Here is a 1,706-nt window from a genome sequence, read left to right as displayed (position 1 = left end):
ACGTAGCGATAGCCGTGCCGATCTGGGCGCCGGAGTGGCGCGCCGCATCGCGAAGCCGCTTGCTTATGCGCTGCCGGTTCTCGCGCTGCTGATCTGGGTGGGCATTGGCAGCAGCCTCGCGCCGCTTAAAACACTCTCGCGGGCCATCGGTGCCAGAAACGCCGGCAATCTGGACCCTATCGATATGCGTCGCACTCCGGCCGAAGTGCGTCCCTTGGTCGATGCGCTCAACGTTCTGTTCTCCCGGCTGCGAGGGTCACTCGACCGAGAGCGGGCCTTCACCGCCGATGCTGCACACGAACTCAAGTCTCCACTGGCGGCAATCAAGGTTCAGGCGCAGGTCGCGCTTACCACCCGTGATCCCGCAAAACAACGCCTCGCAATGCAGCGGGTCGTTGAAGGTGTCGACAGGAGCACACATCTGGCGGATCAACTTCTGTTGCTGGCGAGACTTGACGAAGGCGTATCCGCACCAGCTTCGACCGTGGAACTCGATGCCATTGCCCGCGAATGCATCACTGCTCACGAAGCGAATGCGTCGTCCAAAGGCATCGGGTTAGTCCTGAACGGAGATGCACACGTGACGATGTTAGCGGAGCCCGCACTCGTGCGAATCCTGCTGGACAATCTGGTGGACAACGCTATCAAGTATGGCGAGACGGGAGGTAGTGTCGAGCTCGTGACCCGGCGAACGTCGGAGGCGACCCTGCTGCTTGTGCGAGATAACGGTCCAGGTGTAACGGACCAGGACAGGTTACGTCTGAGCGATCGCTTTTTCCGGGGTGGGGGAAGCCGCCAAAGCGGCAGTGGATTGGGACTCTCGATCGTCGCTCGGATTGTGGCTCGCCTTGACGGACATCTAACCTATACATCGGGCATTGACGGCCGAGGGCTGGGCGTCGAGGTCGGGTTCCCAGCCACCCAGTCCGCCAGCTCGCCATAAACGCTCGCAGCCTTGCACGATCCTATTGGAGCAGGCTGGCATATCGATTCATGCGCGGCGCCTCATCGACACGTTGTGTCACGAGTCTTGCGCATGAACGAACAGCAACGGCGTCTGCGTAATATGCGCGACACGGCCCGCGACGCTTCCCAGCAGCCATCGTGTTACTCCGCGTCGGCCATGCGTGCCCATGACCAGAAGGTCAGCATTCCAGTGACTTGCCTCGCGAACGATCGCGTGGGCGATGTCGTCTCCTGTCTGTTCGGTACTGGCGAGTGCGGTATCGCAGTGACAGGACGAACCAGCGAATATTTCCGCAGCCGTGGCAAGCGTCGCTTTACCCTCTTCGATAAACGCGTCTTCAAGCACATGAATGGGTACAAAATCCGTCAGCCGCACCGCCCGGTCGATGACATAGACCGCCCGCAGGTGGCCTTCAGATTTCGCAAACTGCATGCCGTACCTCAAAGCCTCAAGCGACGGCGCGCTTCCGTCGATCGCGAACAGGATCCGTTGCGGGGGGCGCGCCAACTTTTCCTCGTGAGGAGGCGGCACGATCAGCAGGGAGCATCGGGAGTGTGTCGCCAGTGGCTTGGACACCGTGCCTTCGACCCAGCGCATTAGCCCATGATGCTGACGTGTGCCGACGACCAGCAGATCGGCCCGCCAGTCGTCGGCAGCATCGATCAATGCCGTGGCGATATCGCCACCGTGCTTCGAAAGGTCGACCACATCCTCTTCGAGGCGAAAATCACAACCCGCG

2 protein-coding genes are annotated in these 1,706 nt (G+C 61.0%); one reads left to right on the top strand and one right to left on the bottom strand.

The window, feature by feature from the left end; genetic code table 11:
* Positions 1-943 (top strand): ATP-binding protein (locus tag P0D80_RS49955; RefSeq protein WP_408296091.1); only part of this gene is annotated, 943 nt, incomplete at its 5' end.
* A gap of 78 nt (positions 944-1,021) precedes the next feature.
* Here P0D80_RS49955 and P0D80_RS49950 read toward each other — a convergent pair.
* On the bottom strand, positions 1,022-1,706 hold a 685-nt coding region (locus P0D80_RS49950), incomplete at its 5' end, for a universal stress protein (protein ID WP_408296088.1).

Source organism: Paraburkholderia sp. RL17-373-BIF-A (assembly GCF_046030175.1).
Classification (GTDB): Bacteria; Pseudomonadota; Gammaproteobacteria; order Burkholderiales; family Burkholderiaceae; genus Paraburkholderia.
Note: the sequence above shows the minus strand (reverse complement) of the source record. Positions and strands in the feature narration are given on the sequence as shown.